This window comes from uncultured Neptuniibacter sp. (assembly GCF_947498015.1).
GTDB lineage: Bacteria > Pseudomonadota > Gammaproteobacteria > Pseudomonadales > Balneatricaceae > Neptuniibacter.
In genome coordinates this window covers 423,859-441,960 of the sequence record NZ_CANMIR010000001.1, presented here as the reverse complement: position 1 = coordinate 441,960, position 18,102 = coordinate 423,859, and the positions used below count along the sequence as shown (strand labels likewise).

Annotated in this window: 12 protein-coding genes; 2 read left to right on the top strand and 10 right to left on the bottom strand. The window is 49.4% G+C overall.

From position 1 onward, the window contains the following. Positions 1-12 precede the first annotated feature (12 nt). From paaB to paaF, 8 genes are all read right to left on the bottom strand, one after another. Positions 13-306: a 1,2-phenylacetyl-CoA epoxidase subunit PaaB gene (paaB, locus tag Q0882_RS02155; protein ID WP_299177371.1), complete on the bottom strand. Its 294-nt coding sequence runs from the start codon at positions 304-306 to the stop codon at positions 13-15. A 12-nt stretch (positions 307-318) separates the two neighbouring features. Further along, a complete protein-coding gene (gene paaA / locus Q0882_RS02150) occupies positions 319-1,257 on the bottom strand; it encodes a 1,2-phenylacetyl-CoA epoxidase subunit PaaA (RefSeq protein ID WP_299177368.1) in 939 nt (312 codons plus the stop codon). Positions 1,258-1,382: 125 nt separating this feature from the next. Next, positions 1,383-2,684 (bottom strand): phenylacetate--CoA ligase PaaK, encoded by a 1,302-nt coding sequence (gene paaK / locus Q0882_RS02145; protein WP_299177434.1) that lies wholly within the window; start codon positions 2,682-2,684, stop codon positions 1,383-1,385. 94 nt (positions 2,685-2,778) lie between these two features. Continuing rightward, a complete protein-coding gene (gene pcaF / locus Q0882_RS02140; RefSeq protein WP_299177365.1) occupies positions 2,779-3,987 on the bottom strand; it encodes a 3-oxoadipyl-CoA thiolase in 1,209 nt (402 codons plus the stop codon). 3 nt (positions 3,988-3,990) lie between these two features. After that, positions 3,991-4,476 (bottom strand): hydroxyphenylacetyl-CoA thioesterase PaaI, encoded by a 486-nt coding sequence (gene paaI, locus Q0882_RS02135; RefSeq protein ID WP_299177362.1) that lies wholly within the window; start codon positions 4,474-4,476, stop codon positions 3,991-3,993. Beyond that, the gene (paaH, locus tag Q0882_RS02130) at positions 4,469-6,001 is read right to left on the bottom strand and encodes a 3-hydroxyacyl-CoA dehydrogenase PaaH (RefSeq protein WP_299177359.1); all 1,533 of its coding nucleotides are present in this window, start codon (positions 5,999-6,001) and stop codon (positions 4,469-4,471) included. The genes paaI and paaH overlap by 8 nt, the downstream gene beginning before the upstream one ends. 11 nt (positions 6,002-6,012) lie before the next feature. Continuing rightward, positions 6,013-6,804, bottom strand: a complete 792-nt coding sequence (gene paaG, locus Q0882_RS02125) for a 2-(1,2-epoxy-1,2-dihydrophenyl)acetyl-CoA isomerase PaaG (RefSeq protein ID WP_299177356.1) — start codon at positions 6,802-6,804, stop codon at positions 6,013-6,015. A gap of 2 nt (positions 6,805-6,806) precedes the next feature. Then, a complete protein-coding gene (gene paaF / locus Q0882_RS02120; protein ID WP_299177354.1) occupies positions 6,807-7,586 on the bottom strand; it encodes a 2,3-dehydroadipyl-CoA hydratase PaaF in 780 nt (259 codons plus the stop codon). A gap of 514 nt (positions 7,587-8,100) precedes the next feature. On the opposite strand from paaF, the gene paaN reads away from it, so the two are divergent. Then, positions 8,101-9,768 (top strand): phenylacetic acid degradation protein PaaN, encoded by a 1,668-nt coding sequence (gene paaN, locus Q0882_RS02115; RefSeq protein WP_299177351.1) that lies wholly within the window; start codon positions 8,101-8,103, stop codon positions 9,766-9,768. Between the two features lie 152 nt (positions 9,769-9,920). Next, entirely contained in the window at positions 9,921-10,520 is a 600-nt protein-coding gene (gene paaY / locus Q0882_RS02110) for a phenylacetic acid degradation protein PaaY (RefSeq protein ID WP_299177348.1), read from the top strand. A gap of 89 nt (positions 10,521-10,609) precedes the next feature. Here paaY and paaX read toward each other — a convergent pair whose 3' ends face one another. Both paaX and Q0882_RS02100 read right to left on the bottom strand, forming a co-directional pair. Beyond that, positions 10,610-11,533 (bottom strand): phenylacetic acid degradation operon negative regulatory protein PaaX, encoded by a 924-nt coding sequence (paaX, locus tag Q0882_RS02105; RefSeq protein WP_299177345.1) that lies wholly within the window; start codon positions 11,531-11,533, stop codon positions 10,610-10,612. Between the two features lie 241 nt (positions 11,534-11,774). Further along, the gene (locus Q0882_RS02100) at positions 11,775-18,101 is read right to left on the bottom strand and encodes an AAA family ATPase (RefSeq protein WP_299177342.1); all 6,327 of its coding nucleotides are present in this window, start codon (positions 18,099-18,101) and stop codon (positions 11,775-11,777) included. Position 18,102 lies beyond the last annotated feature (1 nt).

The window sequence follows — 18,102 nt, the reverse complement described above, 5'->3', positions numbered from 1 at the left end:
TCACTCCGCCAATTACATGTTGTTTACTGGATCAGGCAGTACGTAGTAAGTCGCGTGACGGTAAGGTTTGTCATCGCTAGGATCGTAGAAGCAATCCGCATCGTCTTCCTGGGAAGAGCAGATATCGCTGGATTTAACAACCCAGATGCTTACGCCTTCGCTACGACGGGTGTAGCAGTCGCGAGCATATTCCAGAGCCTGCTCATGATCTTCAGCATGCAGGGAGCCTACGTGTTTGTGGTCAAGACCACGCTTGGAACGTACAAATACTTCAAACAGTTCCAGTTTTTCAGTGATGTTAGTCATGTCAGATTCCCCTTACGCTGCATTCTGTGCAGATTTAGCTCGTTTCTTTTCGTTATACGCTGTGATCGCATCACGTACCCATTCACCTTCATCGTGTGCAGCAACATGGTGCTCAATACGCTGACGGTTGCAGTGGCCATTACCGTTGATAACACTCCAGAACTCATCCCAGTTCAGGTCGCTGCTATCATAGTGGCCGCGCTCTTCATTCCATTTGATGTTCTTGTCAGGGTGTTCCAGACCCAGTACTTCAATCTGCTTAACAGTCTGATCAACGAACTTCTGACGCAGATCGTCATTGGTTTCACGCTTGATCTTCCATGTCATGGATTTTGCAGAGTGAGCGGATTCTGAATCGTGTGGACCAAACATCATCAGTGCAGGCCAGTAGAAACGGTTCAGTGCATCCTGAGCCATAGCTTTCTGGCCTTCAGAACCTTTAGCCAAAGCAAGGATCGCTTCGTAACCCTGACGCTGGTGGAAAGACTCTTCCTTACAGATACGGATCATGCCGCGAGAGTACGGGCCGTAAGAGGTACGCTGCAGGGATACCTGGTTTACGATCGCTGCACCATCGACCAGCCAGCCGATCGCACCTACATCTGCCCAGGTCAGAGTTGGGTAGTTGAAGATCGATGAGTACTTAGCTTTACCACTCTGTAGCTGCTCAATCATTTCAGAGCGAGAGATGCCCAGAGTTTCACAAGCGCTGTAGAGATACAGACCGTGTCCGGCTTCATCCTGAACTTTGGAGAGCAGAACGGCTTTACGACGCAGGGAAGGGGCACGGGTGATCCAGTTGCCTTCCGGTTGCATACCGATCACTTCAGAGTGTGCGTGCTGAGAGATCTGACGGATCAGGTTTTTACGATACTCATCCGGCATCCAGTCTTTTGGCTCGATCTTCTCTTCATTTTCGATCTTGCGCATGAAATTTTCTTCAGGTGTCATGGCAATCGCCTCCACAATTTATTGGGTAGGCAAAGTACAGAACCGGATACTAATTTAGCTCGGTACTTTGCTTTAACTCTTGTCTGATAAGTGATCTGCTAAGGGGCAGATCACCCTGTTTATTTTTACTTAGGGCGGTTATCAAAAACGCGCTTAGCCTTACCTTCGGAGCGAGGAATCGCGCCTACTGGTACAACATCGATCTTCGTGCTGATACCCACAACTGACTTAATGTGGTGCTGCAGCTCTTTGACTACGGCAGCTTGATCAGCACTTTGTGCTTCTGGTGTTAGCTCCACTTTCACCTGGACTTTATCCAGGTTGCCATCTTTGGTAACGATGATTTCATAGTGTGGCGCCAGGGCTGAGATCTTCAGGATCTGTTCTTCAATCTGCGTTGGGAATACATTCACACCACGGATAATCATCATGTCGTCTGAACGGCCGGTGATCTTGTCGATACGGCGCATCGGACGAGCTGTACCTGGTAGCAGGCGAGTCAGGTCACGTGTGCGGTAGCGGATAACAGGCAGTGCTTCTTTAGTCAGAGAGGTAAATACCAGTTCACCGTATTCACCGTCAGGCAGTACTTCGCCCGTGTTCGGATCGATGATCTCTGGGTAGAAGTGGTCTTCCCAGATGGTTGGGCCGTCTTTAGTTTCTGCACATTCCTGCGCAACTCCCGGACCCATGACTTCAGACAGACCGTAGATATCAACCGCATCGATACCCAGACGACCTTCAATGTTCTTACGCATCTCAGCTGTCCATGGTTCAGCACCAAAGATACCGATACGCAGAGCCATCTCCTGTGGGTCCAGGCCTTGACGCTCCATCTCATCCATCAGGTTAAGCATATAAGATGGGGTTACCATGATGATGTCGGGATCGAAATCACGCATCAACTGAACCTGTTTCTCAGTCTGACCACCAGACATTGGAATCACGGCGCAGCCCAGGCGCTCAGCACCGTAGTGTGCACCCATACCGCCGGTGAACAGGCCGTAACCGTAGGAAACATGGACCTTATCAGTGCTGCGACCACCGGCTGCACGAATAGAACGGGCAACAACATCAGCCCAGACGTTGATATCGTGTTGGGTATAACCAACAACGGTTGGCTGACCTGTGGTACCACTGGAAGCATGAATACGAACCACATCGCTCATTGGAACAGCGAAAGAGTTGAATGGGTATGCATCACGTAGATACTGCTTTGTCGTGAAAGGGAAAAGGGCCAGATCTTCAAGTGTTTTCAGATCTGAGGGGTGAACACCTTTCTCATCACAAAGGGTGCGATACGCCATAACATTGTTGTATGCGTGCTTGATACTGAACTTCATACGGCTTAGCTGAAGTGCGCGGATCTCGTCAATGCTGGCAGTTTCAATTGGATCGAGTGCGTTAGGATCCACTTTGACATTCATCATAATTCTGTCCTGTTATTTACACTGTTATTTTTTTAAGGCGCTTTCTAATGAGCGCTTATGTAGGAAGGGGTAACCCCTTCCCGGTGCACGTTTAAACGCGCTCGATAATCATTGCGATACCCTGACCAACGCCGATGCACATTGTGCACAGTGCATAGCGGCCACCGGTACGGTGCAGCTGATACATAGCGGTCGTTACCAGACGTGCGCCACTGGCCCCCAGTGGGTGGCCCAGGGAGATCGCACCGCCATTCGGATTGACATGCTCTGCATCATCTGGAAGACCGAGATCACGCATCACTGCAAGACCCTGAGATGCGAATGCTTCGTTCAGTTCGATCACATCCATCTGATCCAGTGTCAGGCCGGTTTTTTCCAGAACTTTCTTCGTTGCTGGTGCCGGACCGAAGCCCATGATGCGAGGCGCAAGGCCCGCGGTGGCCATACCAACGATACGTGCTTTAGGTGTCAGGCCATTTTTCTCTGCCGCTTCTTTGGAAGCGATCAGCAGGGCGCAAGCACCATCATTAACGCCAGATGCGTTACCCGCAGTTACAGAGCCGCCTTCGCGGAAAGGCGCCTTCAGTTTAGCCAGACCTTCCAGTGTCGTTGATGCGCGAGGATGCTCATCCGTATCTACAACAACGTCGTCACCTTTGCGCTGTGGGATCACAACCGGAACGATCTCCTCTTTGAAGATTCCTGCCTCCATCGCAGCCGCTGTTTTCTGCTGGCTGCGGAATGCGAACAGGTCCTGATCTTCACGAGAGATGTTGAAATCTTCTGCAACGTTCTCAGCTGTTTCTGGCATAGAGTCTACGCCGAATTCTGCTTTCATCTTCTTGTTGATGAAGCGCCAGCCGATTGTTGTATCGAACAGTCCGTTGGGGTTACGGCTGAAAGCAGATTCAGCTTTACCCATTACAAAAGGTGCACGAGACATAGACTCACAGCCACCTGCGATCATCAGATCGGTTTCACCTGATTTTATCGCACGTGCTGCCATGCCGATCGCATCGATGCCAGAACCGCACAAACGGTTAACGGTTGTGCCGGGTACATCTGTTGGCAGACCCGCCAGTAGCGCTGACATACGTGCTACGTTACGGTTATCTTCACCCGCCTGGTTGGCGTTACCGTAGATGATGTCTTCTACACTTGCCCAGTCAACCTGAGGGTTACGCTCCATCAGCGCCTTCAGCGGAATCGCACCCAGATCATCAGGGCGTACAGGGGCTAAGCCACCACCGTAACGGCCGAAGGGTGTGCGAATCGCATCACAGATATATGCATCGGTCATAGTTTATTTTCCTTCCGTCAGTTCGGTGCCGGGAATGATGACACCGCGGATTCGATGAGAACGACCGCGGAACAGAGCGATCAGTTCACCTTTCTGATTTTCAACGCGCACGTCATATACACCGGTACGTCCGCGTTGATGAGATTTGCTTGCTTTGGCGACCAGCAGGTCACCTTTATGGCCCGGGCTGATGTAATCAATGGTTACACCAGCAGCCACAGTTGGATGGTTCTCAGTGTTGCAGGAGAACGCAAATGCACTGTCTGCCAGAGAGAAGATCATGCCGCCGTGACAAGTATCATGACCGTTGGTCATCCAATCCTGAACCGGCATAGTTAGCTCGGCGTAACCCGGCGCAACTTTGATGATCTCCATCTTTAGCTCACGAGTAAGCGGGTCGTCAGCTAACAGAGCGTCACGGCATGCTTCCGCTAACTGCTGAGGATCATTCAGATCATATTTCTCTGCGTAGTTGATCGGCTCAGCCATGGAAAGGTGCTCCAGCAAAAAACTTACGACGTAGCAGAGCAGATGGGCGGTAACGATCTTCGCCGTAACACTGCTGCAGGTTGCTCAATGTGTTGAAGACGTGAGAAACGCCGATTGCGTCCGCCCAGGCCAGTGGGCCCTGTGGGTAGTTCACGCCGCCACGCATCGCCACGTCAGCATCAGCCGCAGTACAAACACCCTGGTTAACCGCATCAGATGCTTCGTTCGCCAGCATCGCTACCGTGCGCATTACTACCAGACCGGGTATATCGTCGATCACACTCAGGTTGATATCCAACGCATTGAATAGGCCGATCACGTCCTGTTGAGCGTCTTCACTGCATTGGTCAGCGAAAGAAACAGCCAGTGCTGTCGCAGTGTTGTAGTCCAGTGCCAGATCGAACAGCGCTGTGTCCGGGTTGCCTGTTGCTGCCACTTCGGTTGCGAAACGGCCATCCGTCAGGCACAGGCGAGCATTGCCAACTTTGATGTAAGACTCGGTATCAGATGCCTGTTTTTCAACGTTCAGGCCTTTTGCTTCCATACGCTCAATCAGTGCATTAGCCACACCCTGATCACCAACAACCTGCACCTGCGCTGGTGCATTACCGCCAGTCGTTACGGCAGCAGTTGGTTTGTCAGCGCCTTCAGCATAGTCATAGAAACCGTGGCCGCTCTTACGACCCAGACGACCACATTCAACCAGTGCTTTCTGCGTCAGTGATGGCAGGAAACGTGGGTCCTGATAGTAAGCATCAAAGACCGAGCAGGTTACCGCGTAGTTGACGTCGTGGCCGATCAGGTCCATCAGTTCAAATGGACCCATACGGAAGTTACCCGCACCTTTAATCACCTGGTCTAGGGTTGCCAGATCCGCGCCACCCTCTTCAAAGATACGCAGTGATTCAGCATAGAACGGACGCGCTACACGGTTAACGATAAAGCCCGGTGTAGATTTGGTGTATACCGCCTGCTTACCCCAAGCTGTTGCGGTCGCATGAGTCAGGTCTGCAACTTCCTGAGAAGTGGCCAGACCGGATACGATCTCAACCAGCTTCATAACTGGAGCAGGGTTGAAAAAGTGCATACCTACCAGTCGTTCTGGATTTTTCATCTCTGCACCCAGTGCAGTCACAGAGATAGAGGATGTGTTTGTGGCCAGAATCGCATCAGTAGCGCAGGTTGCTTCCAGATTAGCCAGCAGACCGCGTTTGATACCCAGATCTTCGATGATCGCTTCGATGACCAGCTTAGAATCAGACAGCGCTTCAATCTCAGTGGCTGTAGAGATGTTAGCCATTAGTGTGTCTAAAGCGTCCTGGGTCATCTTGCCTCGGGAAACCTGACGTTCTAGCCCAGATTTAATCTGGTTGATACCACGTTCAAGCGCTTCCGGGTTCATATCAAACAGAATAACCGGGTGGCCATAAGCCGCAGCAACCTGTGCAATACCTGCACCCATTGTGCCGGCACCGATCACAGCAACCTGAGCGCTTTTATCCATTGGAGAAACAGTGTTAGTCATAAAACGCTCGCTTATTTGCCTTTAAACTCGGGTGCACGTTTTTCCATGAACGCTGCAACGCCTTCACGGTAGTCATCAGTACGGCCTGCCAGACGCTGTAGGTCTCGCTCCAGATCCAGTTGCTCGTCCAGAGTGTTTGTGTTTGCTGCATTAACTGCACGCAGGGTTAGATCGAAGCCCTTAGTTGGCTGTTTCGCCAGCTTCTTGGCCATGCCCATCACTTCATCCATCAGTGCTTCATCATCAACGCACTTCCAGATCATGCCCCACTCTTCAGCCTGCTCTGCAGACACTTTGTCGCTCAGAAGCATCAGTGCCTTAGCGCGTGCTGTACCTACCAGACGTGGCAGCGTCCAGGTACCACCAGAATCAGGTACCAGACCAATCTTGCTGAAGCCCTGAATAAAGCTTGCAGAACGTCCTGCCACTACGATGTCACAGACCAGTGCCAGGTTAGCGCCTGCGCCTGCAGCTACACCGTTAACCGCACAGATAACTGGCATTGGCAGATCACGTAGTGTGCGTACCAATGGGTTGTAGTTCTTTTCTACAGACAGACCCAGATCTGGCATCTCGGCATCAGCGGCAACGTTACGGTCGCTCAGATCCTGACCTGCGCAGAAGCCGCGGCCGTTACCTGTTAAGACCAGGCAGCGTACGCTTTCATCTTTTTTGATCACTTTGATTGCCTGGCGCATCTCTTCGTGCATGTCAGCGTTAAAGCTGTTCAGACGATCAGGGCGGTTCAGGGCAAGCAGTGCTACCCCATCTTCAATTGATAGGCTTACAGTTTCGAAATTCATGCTTAGCATCCTTTGAAAGCGGGTTTGCGTTTTTCGATAAAGGCATTGATACCTTCGTTACGATCTTCAGTAGCAGCCAGTAGGGTAAATGCCTTACGTTCATACAGCAGGCCAGATGCCAGATCAGTATCAAATGCTTTAAGTACGGAATCTTTTGCCATCTCCACCGCGATTGGTGCGTGGCGAGCAATCTGTTGAGCAATTTTCTGAGCGCGCTCAACAGTTGTTTCAGGAATAGTAATTTCGGAGATCAGACCGAACCCCATTGCTTGCTCAGCGGAGATAGGTTCGCCTGTCAGTACCATCTGCATCGCCATAGACTTACCTACAGCTCGGAGCAGACGTTGTGTGCCGCCGGCACCTGGCATGATGCCGAGTTTGATCTCTGGCTGGCCAAATTTGGCTTCTTCACCGGCGATGATAATGTCTGCGTGCATCGCCAGTTCACAACCGCCGCCCAGGCAGAAGCCGTTAACGGCAGCAATCAGCGGCTTCTTAAAAGATGTAATGCGTTTCCAGTGGTCAACACGAGGATCGCGAAGGACGCCTACGGCATCAAGTGTGGCCATTTCCCGTACATCAGCACCTGCGGCAAAGGCTTTGCTGGAACCGGTGATAACCACAGCACCCACTTCAGGATTGCACTGGATCTCTTCAAGCAGATCAGCCAGTTCTTCCAGAAGTTTTGTATTAAGTGCATTTAGTGCTTCAGGGCGGTGCAGGGTAATAGTTAACACACCCTTAGTAGGCTCGCTGACCTTAAGGTTCATTGGAGTGCTCATGCATTGTCCTGTCAATTGCTTAATATGTTAACGAGTACTTTCTCTTAGCACGGAGTACTCTTCATTGGCCTGAATGAGGTGAAAGGCAAAAAGAGAGATAAGCCCTTCCAAACATTGATACCGATCAATATATGGATAGTAAAAAGCAAAGTGATGCACTTTGTCAAACTTTAATGGCTTTTTTTGTGTCACTTTCGCAGTTGCGTAATGGATCGCTATATTTTTATTAATATATTGAAATATAAGGATTATGTTTTGATTTTTAGAATATTTGGGTGGTCTATAATTTATTTTAAAGTCTGAATAATTGGTCGTATTGTATTCAATTATGCGTCAATATTAGCGTATTCTAAATAATGTTTAACACGTTGATATAAAAGGGTTTTGTTATTTTTCCTTGATATGGGTCAAGTGTCTCGGTTATAGTTTTATTCAATTAGGGATACAAAAATTATTTTTTTTAAATATTTTTTGAATCATAAGTGAGAATTTTGGAATCGCTCGGGAGCTTTCTATGACAACTGCAAACTCACTCTTCACAAAACATCAGGTTTTACTTGAGCAGGCATGTAGTGCAGTACAGGATAGAGGGCATTGGTTACCCTATCAGGAGATCCCAAGTGGTAAATTTTACGGTGACTCGGCTAAGCAAGAGGGCGAGAAGGCTTATCTAGCCCGATTGAATTCACATTTCTCGCTCAAGGGTAGCCCGGTTACCGGTCAGGCTGGAGTGGAGGTCTCTCCCTACAGTGGCGCATTAAATATCACTTATGATCAGTACGATGCCAGTGAGTTGGTCTCTACGGCGAAAGCAGCGTTACCTCAATGGCGTGATGCGGGAGCCGCCATGCGAGTTGGTGTATGTATGGAGATACTTGAGCGTCTGAATCAACGTAGCTTTGAGATCGGTAATGCAACGATGCATACCACCGGTCAGGGGTTTGCGATGGCATTTCAGGCCGGTGGACCGCATGCGCAGGATCGGGGTTTGGAGGCCGTTGCAACAGCGTGGATGGCGATGTCTTCAGTGCCTGAAAACTCTCATTGGAATAAACCTCAGGGCAAGCATGATCCTTTGATCATGAGTAAGCGATACCACATAGTACCTCGCGGAGTGGCACTTGTCGTTGCGTGCTCGACATTTCCAACCTGGAATACCTACCCAGGGTTGTTTGCCAGCTTAGTCACGGGGAATCCAGTGATTATAAAACCTCACTCTCAGTCGGTACTCCCTGTTGCGATTACGGTCGAGGTCGCTCAGGCAGTATTGGCGGAGTATGGATTTGATCCCTGTTTGGTGATGATGGCAGCAGAAGGGCATGAGGTCGGAATAGCTCAGGCGCTGGCACTGCACCCTGATGTTAAGGTGATCGATTACACCGGGGGAAATAATTTTGGTGACTGGTTAAGCGATAACGCAAGGCAGGCGCGAATCTATAAAGAGCAGGCGGGTGTTAATACGGTTCTGATTGACAGCCTTAAGACACTGAAACGCAGTGCTCAGAATCTGGCGTTTGCTTTGAGTTTATACTCTGGTCAGATGTGTACGACACCCCAGGCGGTTTTGATCCCTAAATCAGGTATTAAAACAGATGAAGGGGATATGACCTTTGATCAGGTGGCAGATTATCTCTGTAATGCGATTAAAAAGTTTTTATCGGATCCAGAACGCGCTGCGGGTGTGCTCGGATCGATTCCCAACCCGGCGACAGTTGCAAGGTTAGAATCTGCCTGCTCCTTGGGTAGGGTCAGGCTGGTCTCTGAGACGCATCCGGTTCCCGGTTATGATGAAGCGGTTTATCGCACACCTTTACTACTTGAAGTTGATGGGAGCGATCCTGCGTGGCAGCAGGAACAGTTTGGGCCTATAAGCTTTCTGGTGGCGGTTGAGAGTACTGAGCAGGGATTTGAGCTGATCTCTGATGCTATCGCTCGTAAAGGCGCGATCACCTTTGCCGTATACTCTACCGATGAGGCTGTGCTTGATAGGGCTGAACGTGTGGCGATTGAGCAGGGGGTGGCACTCTCCTGTAATCTGGATAGTGGTATTTTTGTCAATCAGGCGGCTGCCTTTAGTGACTTTCATGCGACCGGGAATAATCCGGCGGCAAATGCTGCTCTGACTGATATGGCTTTTGTTGCCGGGCGTTTTGCTGTTGTTCAGAGCCGGAGACACGTTTGATTGGATCGTTTGATCTTGCGAAGACCGCTATATCAGACGTTATAAAGTTGTTGGGTATTAAGTAATCAATTGGATTAAGCCTGAGGTAAACGGCTTAATCTATAAATTAGGGTGTCAGAATTGATAAGCTGCGCTCTGGGTGAGGGGAATGTATGCAGGTTTATAGTATTGATGGTATTACGCCGGTGGTGGATCCAACGGCTTATGTACATCCTACAGCGGTGCTGATTGGCGACGTAATCATTGGTCCTGGCTGTTATGTGGGCCCTAACGCTGCGCTGCGTGGTGATTTTGGGCGTTTGATTCTGGAAGAGGGTGCGAACGTTCAGGATACCTGTGTTCTGCATGGCTTTCCCGGTACCGATACTGTAGTTGAGAAAGATGGCCATATTGGTCACGGTGCTGTGTTGCATGGTTGTCGTATAGGCCGTAACGCACTGGTGGGTATGAATGCAGTGGTGATGGATGGTGCTGAAATTGGTGCTGAATCCATCGTAGCAGCTTGTGCCTTTGTAAAGGCCGCTTTCAAATGTGAGCCGCGCAGTATGCTAGTGGGTTCACCAGCAAAATTCCTGCGCGAAGTCTCCGATAAAGAGATCGCCTGGAAGAGCGCTGGTACGGCAACTTATCAAGATCTGACTAATCGTTGCCTGTCTACTATGAAGCAGGTAGAGCCCCTAACCGAGGTTGAGCCGGACCGTCCAAGAATGGATGTGGGTGAAGTGAAGCCTAAATACAAAACAGAAGGCTAGTTGATCTGTGGGTTAGGGGAGTTGAGATGTGTTTTATCTGATCTGGATAAAGCCGCTGACTAAATTAAAAAAGCGCGTAATGCGCTTTTTTAATTTAACCCGCCGTAGCGTTTATAAAACTTAGTGTTTGGTGGCGGCAATGGACCTTCTGCCGTTTCCAGCAGGTCATCCATATGTTGTTCGGCACCCTGCCAGACGCGCTGGTAGATATTGGTACAGAGCTGGCGCGCAGCGCTTCCGGCCCAATCGCCGGGGAGTAGTTCATCTGGGAGTTCCGGGTCTCGGAGGATGATTCGGCGGTATTCGTGGATCAGTAATGTGCGGATCTGGAAGCATTGTTCAGGGGTAGGGACGCCCTTGTCGTTGATGTGGTTCCAGATCGGGCGGAATTTGTCGAGGAAACTCTGGTAGCTTTCAGCCAGTTTAGGCAGATTCCAGGATTCACGTGTTTGCAGGCGCAGGGCGCGGGATGCGGGTGAGCCCTCTCCGAGATCTTCCAGAATAATCACATCATCCTGATAGTCAAAATCCTGAAGAACCGCCTGCAGCTCAGCTTTCTGCATCTGCGGATGGAGTAAGACTGTTGGTGATAAAGTGCCAAAACCGTGCCACTCAAGCTCCTGGCGAAGCTTCTGACGATCCTCCTGTGTGAGCTGGCTGAGAACAGCCATCATCCAGCGACCATCCCACTCTGGGTTATGCTCCGCGTAAACTCGTTTGAATGCTTTTTGGAATCGGCGTATCCCTGGGCCCGTGAGGCTATAGTAGCTGCGCCGTCCGACCTGCTCAGCAACCAACCAGTTTTCTTTCGCCAGACGGAATACAGAGGTACGGACTAAGCGTTGGTTCAATCCCAGGGGTTCAAGAAGCTTGATCATACTGCCGAGCCAGACTGTTCCGCCGCGTGGTGCTATGGCATCCCCGTATACCGTAATAATTAACGAGCCGGCACGAATAGGTCGTCGACTGCGAAAATTGTCTACCAGTGTTTCAAGAGCGGGAAAAGCGGGCATATGACTCCAGTTGGATTGGTTACAAGCTGTACATCAGTTATTGGGCGTGCATTCTATAGATCGTTGTTTCATCAGGCAAATTTGATGAAATTCATCCCTTCTAATCTGTATAGATATACTCTTTTTTTATTAATATGTTAAGCGAAAAAGTGATACGCATTTTAAATAAATATAGTTTTATTTTGTTTTATATCCATTGTTGTCCTCATAGGGGATGAGGCGGCCTTTACCGGTACTTGAATCAGCCACTTAATTGAGCCTGACTATGCAGATAGGTTTTTTTCAGCTCCGAAAGAAGTTGTGAAATCAGTTCAAAATCCACAGCGTCTGTTGGTTGGGTGAGATGTTCAATCTGTTTGGCACCCTTTTGCACGGCCGCAAAACCAAAATTGGCTGCCGCTCCACTCAGCGTATGTGCTTTCTGGCTAAGCTCCGTCGAATGGCATTCATTTAACAGGACAGTCATATCGGTGAATAGCTGCTCTACCTGTTGGTCAAACTGAGCGAGAAGCTCTTTCAGGCTCTCCTCACCGAGCATCTCCCGATGCTGTTTTAAAAGATCATGATCCAGCATGGTTTCCTGTTCTGTTGTGAGTTGTACCGGACGGGGGCTGTGTTGGTGAATAATCGCCTGTAGGTCACTGTCCTGAATAGGCTTGGCAAGAACGCCATCCATTCCTGCAGCCAGATAGCTATCGATCTCGGTAGGCGTGACGGATGCTGTTAATGCGATTATTCGGACCTCTGCTCTCTGCTGATTTGGATGCTGCCTGATTCTACGTGTGGTCTCCATACCATCCATATCGGGGAGGTGTATATCCATTAAAATCAGATCATAAGCATGGTCGTTGTGCATCGACAGAGCGGTGAATCCGTCATCGGCAATGGAGACATTGTGACCATCGCTTTCTAGCAGGCCCTGTGTGACCTGTTGGTTGATCGGTGTATCTTCAACTAGCAGTATGTCGAGGCATTGCTCGGGTTTGAAAGCGTTAGTTGGCGCTACGACTTCGGGTACGCGGGTTGCTATATCGTAGTTAAGTTCGAACCAGAACGTTGTTCCCTGATTTTCAACACTCTCAAAACCGATCTCACCTCCCAGATGTTCAATGATCTGTTTTGTGATTGCCAGCCCCAGTCCGGTACCCCCGTACCGACGGGTGATCGAGCTGTCGGCTTGTGTGAAGTGCTGAAAGATTTTACTGCGGGCGCTGGTAGGGATGCCAATGCCGGTATCTTCAATCGTAAATCGTAGCCTGACTTGATTGTGCTCGATGCCCAGCTTTTGCACGCTCAGCGTGATAAATCCCTGATGAGTAAATTTCAGGGCATTGGAGCAGAGGTTCATCAGAATCTGGTTGAGAACGCGAGGATCACCGGTTAGGGGAGGCAGGTTCCGATCGATGTTAGGTACGATCTGTAACGCTTTCTCCTGTGCTACAGGCAGGAAAAGGTTGTAGGTATCATCCATCACCTGCTGGATAAGGAATGATTTGTTTTCCAGCTCCAACTGTCCCGATTCTACTTTGGAGTAGTCCAGAATATTGTTCAGGATCGCTAACAGTGACTGCCCGGCATTATAGATTGTATTGACCTGCTCCTGTTGCTCCTGGTTGAGACTGCCTTTTTTCATCAGCTGAGCCATTCCAAGAATGCCGTTCATGGGCGTGCGGATCTCGTGGCTCATGGTTGCGAGGAACATAGATTTAGCCTCGTTTTCAGCCTCCGCTTCATACCTTGCCTGTTCTGCGACCTCTTTTGCTTTGCGTTCGCTGATATCGGTCAGCGAGCCTTCGTAATATTGTACCTGTCCATTGGGGTCGAGCACTTTACGTGCGGAGAGTGACAGGTAGATCGGTTCACCGGAATTTTTGCGCCAGCGGGTTTCAAAGTTGATGACCTTATGGTCGCTGTCCAATTTGCTTAGGAACAGGTCTCGCTCCAGATCATCATAGAAACACTGGCTGGCGATATCGGTAATTTCCTTATGGAATTCATCCATATTACGAAAACCAAGGAGCGTAGCGAGAGCCGGGTTAGCAGAGATAAATTGGCCATTGGGAGAGGCTCTGAATATCCCCTCGACCGCATTGAGGAAGAGAGACTTAAAGTCATATTCTGACTGTTCCAGACTCTGGTAGAGTTTAGCGTTTTCGATGGAGATTGCGGCCTGAGCAGCTAAAATTTGCAACGTCTCCAGTCGATTTCGGTCGAATACGTCGCTATTGCGGTTGTTCTCCAGATAGAGAATGGCTGTGAGCTCTCCATGGTAAAGAATGGGGAGGGCAAGTAGAGAGCGGGGCTGAATCTCCTGAATATATGGGTCTTGCTGAAACATCTCATGCTTACGCGCATCACCCAACACAACATTTTCTTTGGTTCGGGCAACGTAATGAATGATGCTGGTGGGGAGAAATTCCGCGGCTTGATTCAAAGGCAGTTCATCAAAAAAGCGAGTCTCCTCTTCAATCATCGCTTCCGCAGAGATGGTGAGGGTTTCATGATTCAGAAGCAGGACCGCCCTTTGTGCGCCAGCATTGACGATAGCCAGCTTAATCAGCGTTGAGATCAGAGGCTCAAGCATGATCTCATCTGAGATCGCCTGAGAGGCTTTTATGACCGAAGTGATATCGTAGACGCGATCACTGAGGTAAAACTCACTCTCTTCTGTATGCGGGACGACAGAAACTTCAGTTTCAAGCGGATGAGTTTGTGTGTAGTTGAGAAAGTGATAGGTTTTCTCAAGGAGTCGTTTCTTACTGGAGGCTCCCCACTCAGCGTAGCTCTTATACGCCTGTGTCATATAGTGCTGGAAGAGGGTGTCTTTTTTCCACTGTCGATAACAGTGACTGGTCTGCTCCAGAGCGATGGCATGATCGAGTGTGAAATTATACTCTTTAGCGTGTTGCACGGCATGATCAAAGAAGTCGATAGCGTGGCTGTAGCGCCCTTCAACCATCAGCATCATCGCTTTAACCAGTAGGTAGTGATGTCTGTGGTTCTCTTGCGAGTGTTTGCAGAGTTTGTCTACTGATTTCAGGTAACGCTTAGCCTTTTTGAGGCGGTGGCTCTGTTCAAGAACGCTGGTCGATTCAATCAGAATCAGACTGTTCAGAGTACTGAAGAAATCGAGATAGGGTGCGGTATAAGTACCCAAAATATAAGGGCTGAACTCAGAAGCCTGTTCAAAATGCTCTTCAGCAGTTGCATAGTCCTGATGGATCAGAGCTAGCAGACCTTTGTAATAGTAGTGCAGGCAGATCGCGGTCTTATGATTATTGGTCTGATACTCATGCAGCATCGAGGTTGCATCATAATAGATCCCATCGAGTCCTGCAGGGTGAGGGGAAAGTAGCGCCTCAACGGTCTGCTGGGTCATCAATGTATAGTGCAGGGATTGCTTTTGGCCGGATTCCTGAATCTGCAGGCTGTACTGTTTGATCTGTTTGGACAGCTCGCCCAGGTTGTTACAGAGTACAAACTCATACTGGATGAAGGCGGATAGGGAGTACGCGCTCCAGGCGATATCACCGGTTTCCAGCGCCTTCATATGGCTATCAAACAGGCTGTCAGCACACTGGCGTAAGTGGTCACGATAGTGCCTGATATATGCGTTATAGAGGTACTGTGCCTTATGCTCCCGATTGTTACTGAACTGTTGGGTCAGCTTAATTGCTAACTGGCCCAGTCGAGTTCCCAGTTCGATCTGCTGATATTTCCCGCAGAGGACGCCACCATAGCCTGCGAATGCCATCGAAGACTCATCACTCAAACCATAGCGTAGGGTTAGTTCAACCTCTTTGGCCATCACCAGTGGGCGCAGACCTGAACTGGAGAATTTTACGACACCAAACATATTGGCAAGCAGAGACATCGCTGCCAGTTTGGAGGGATCGGTTATTTTGGGTAGTGAGAGAATACGCTCATCAGAGTAGCGGCTCAGGAGAAAATTAACCCGAAGACGGCTCAAATTGATGGTTGTATTGGATGGTGATAACGGGAGAGGTATTTTTAGCAGGTTAAGTAGATTAACCGCTACCTCAAGCGCTTCAGAAAAGTGATTCTTCGCAACCAGAGCTTCAATACGTAACTCCTCAAGTTGTACCCGCTTTCTCAGGCTGGAGGCTTGTGGAATTGCGGTGTCCAGGAGTTGATCGAGGTAGTCGAAGTCGGCTTTTATATAGGCTGTTTCCGCCGCATTTCTCTGTAGCTCTACCAGTAGTGCCTGAGGCACCGAGGGTTGCGCTTCAAGCAGTGTGAGTCCCTGATGGAAGTAGTCGAAGGCTGATTCAAACGCGGCTGATTCTCGGGCCCGGATGCCTGTTTTAAGATTGAGTTCAGCCAGCTCAATCTTTTCCTGATCCGTTTGGACCAGGGATAGGGATTGATTCAGATGGTTTGTGACATCAAATAGCTTGCGGCCCAGTTCCGTGACCGGAAGACTCTCTTTGAGTACCATGCCTATCTGATGGTGCAAAGACTCTAGATCCTTTTGCTCGATCAGGGAATAGGCGGCTTGCTGTACCCGATCATGCACAAAACGAAAGAGGATTTTCTCTGAATGGGTTTCAGGAGAGTACTGCTGACTGGCTCCGATTGGATGGATCAAACCCTCCGTTAACGCCTGCCAGAGCTTTTCAGATGTTTCGGTGGGTGTCTGTTGGCAGACTCGGGCCAGGATATGCAGAGGGATCGGATTACCGATGCATGCTGCGATCCTGAGGACTTCCTGTGTGTCCTCCGAGAGTTGCTGAAGTTTATCAACCATAAATTCGATCACATCATCAGTGATCTCACAGTTGCGAATCTCCAGTGTGTTCCAGTTCCAGCAATTTTCCTGAAAGTTAATCAGGCCTTTGTCATAGAGGTCCTGAAGAAACTGATTCAGGAAAAAGGGGTTACCCTGCGTTTTTTCAAAGCAGACTTCAGCAAGTGCCAAACAACGATCTTTGGAGTGCCCCAATGTATCGGTTATGAGCTGATTGATCTCATCCAGTTTGAGCGGTGTTATCTCAAACTCCTGAATATTCACCGGTGCTTTTTTTAAGTGTTCTATCGCCAGGCTAAAAGGGTGGTTAGCGCTGAAACTATGGGACCTGTAACTCCCGATAATCAGAAGATAGGGGTGTTGCGGGTTGTGCGATAACTTATCCAGTAGTTTTAACGATGAGAGGTCAGCCCAGTGCAAGTCATCAAAGAAGAGCACCAGAGGGTGGGCTTCTGTGGCAAACACTTTTAAGATCTGACGAATAATATGGGAAAACCTGTGTTGCTCCTCAGAGGGGGAGAGCTTTGGTGCGACGGGCTGTTTACCTAAAATCAGTTCGAGTTCAGGGATCAGGTGAAAAAGTACCTGAGCATTATCCCCTGTTGCCGTTAACAGGTGTTCGCGCCAGTAACGAATCTGATCATCGGATTCAGTAAGCAGTTGCCGGATGAGCGTCTGGAGCGCCTGATAGATAGCTGTGTAGGGGCGATTCCGGTGATACTGATCAAATTTTCCAGCGGCGAAAAAACCGTGTTGCTGGGTGATATAGTGCCGGATCTCATGAGCGAGTGATGATTTGCCAATCCCTGCGTAACCAGAGAGAAGGATGAGAGATTGCTCCCCCTGGGAGGCTGAATCAAAACAGTGCTTAAGGGCGTTGATGGTGGTATCACGGCCATAAAGTTTCTGGGGGAGTTCGAATCGCTCAGAAATATCCTGGGCACCTACCTGAAAACTCTCATTCTTCTGGGTGTGTTGCAGGGCGATACAGTTTTGCAGGTCATTACGCAGACCGAAACTGGATTGATAACGCATTCCAGCATCTTTGGCCAGCAGCTTCATAATGATCTGTGACAGGGGTTCAGGCAGATCAGTGTTAAGAATGTAGGGCTCAACCGGTTGCCGTGCCAGGTGACAATGAATCAGTTCCAGGCTCTCTTCAGATTCAAACGGCGGATTACCCGTAAAGAGTTCATACAACGTCACCCCTAACCCGTAGTAATCGCTACGGTAATCGATAACACGGTTGATACGACCGGTTTGTTCCGGAGCTATATAGGTCAAATCCTGCTTGCTGTTTGGGGCGGTGATCGCGATGGGGTGCTCACGTTGAAGTCGCGAGCTGAGAGCGAAATCGATAATTCGAATCTGTAATGTATCAGGGGTAATCAGGATGTTGTCTGGGCTGATCTGCTTATGGATGATACCAGCTTCGTGAATCTGACCGACCGCCTTGGCGATGTTCAGTGCGGCATCAAGCCGCTGGTTAAAATCGGGTCGTTGCAGCGTCAACCAGCGTCGCAGGCTGATCGCGTTGATTGCGGGGAAAAGAATAATATTGCCATGGTCGGTTTGTCGCAGTTCCATAGGGGAGCAAACCGCATCAATTTTGAGCTGACTGAGGATACTGAACTCATGGCTTAAACGTAGTTGTGCATTTTTAGATCTGTCATCGCTGGATATCTGTTTAACAATAACGTTGTAAGGGGGTTCTTGATCACGTTCGACAACCGCTTTGGATATACGACTGTGTTTGCCCTGGTGGATAATGTCGGTGTAAAGCAGATGGTCTGAGACCATG

Coding starts and splice junctions, on each gene's coding strand:
- paaK (WP_299177434.1), bottom strand. CDS start 2,684: ATGAATGTCAAAGTGGATCCTAACGCACTCGATCCAATTGAAACTGCC.
- paaX (WP_299177345.1), bottom strand. CDS start 11,533: ATGCCCGCTTTTCCCGCTCTTGAAACACTGGTAGACAATTTTCGCAGT.
- paaN (WP_299177351.1), top strand. CDS start 8,101: ATGACAACTGCAAACTCACTCTTCACAAAACATCAGGTTTTACTTGAG.
- paaG (WP_299177356.1), bottom strand. CDS start 6,804: ATGAATTTCGAAACTGTAAGCCTATCAATTGAAGATGGGGTAGCACTG.
- pcaF (WP_299177365.1), bottom strand. CDS start 3,987: ATGACCGATGCATATATCTGTGATGCGATTCGCACACCCTTCGGCCGT.
- paaA (WP_299177368.1), bottom strand. CDS start 1,257: ATGACACCTGAAGAAAATTTCATGCGCAAGATCGAAAATGAAGAGAAG.
- paaH (WP_299177359.1), bottom strand. CDS start 6,001: ATGACTAACACTGTTTCTCCAATGGATAAAAGCGCTCAGGTTGCTGTG.
- paaB (WP_299177371.1), bottom strand. CDS start 306: ATGACTAACATCACTGAAAAACTGGAACTGTTTGAAGTATTTGTACGT.
- paaF (WP_299177354.1), bottom strand. CDS start 7,586: ATGAGCACTCCAATGAACCTTAAGGTCAGCGAGCCTACTAAGGGTGTG.
- paaI (WP_299177362.1), bottom strand. CDS start 4,476: ATGGCTGAGCCGATCAACTACGCAGAGAAATATGATCTGAATGATCCT.
- paaY (WP_299177348.1), top strand. CDS start 9,921: ATGCAGGTTTATAGTATTGATGGTATTACGCCGGTGGTGGATCCAACG.
- Q0882_RS02100 (WP_299177342.1), bottom strand. CDS start 18,101: ATGGTCTCAGACCATCTGCTTTACACCGACATTATCCACCAGGGCAAA.